Source organism: Streptomyces sp. CLV115 (genome assembly GCF_038448545.1).
Taxonomy (GTDB): Bacteria; Actinomycetota; Actinomycetes; order Streptomycetales; family Streptomycetaceae; genus Streptomyces; species Streptomyces sanglieri.
The window spans coordinates 1-381 of sequence record NZ_JBCEWQ010000451.1; the positions used below are offsets into that span (position 1 = coordinate 1).

The 381-nt window shown below is 59.1% G+C and carries 1 pseudogene; it reads left to right on the forward strand.

Annotated features, from left to right (window positions below):
• Window positions 1–381, forward strand: a pseudogene (locus AADR41_RS42605) (hypothetical protein); the annotation flags it as partial.

Below are 381 nucleotides of genomic sequence, written 5' to 3' on the forward strand. Positions count from 1 at the left end.
TGAATTATCTGCACTGGTGCGACGAGAACTACCCGGTCCGTGTTCCGGGTGGGGTCGGTTCGGTTCTGTATTCGTCGGTGACGTTCGATCTGACGATCACGGCGTTGTTCCTGCCTCTGATCCAGGGTCAGCAGCTTGTCATTCCTGTCACGGGGCCGGATGTGACGGCGTTCGATGCGGCGATCGATCTGATCTGCACCGATACCCCGATCGGTTTCCTGAAGGCGACGCCTTCTCATCTGGAGGTTCTTGCTGCGCATCTGGAGACCCGTGGCGCACGTCATCACATCACCACCATCGTGGCCGGTGGTGAGAGTCTTGCCCCGCAGTTGGTTGCCCGGTTGCTGAGTACGAGCAGTACGCGGACGACGTTCAGTAATG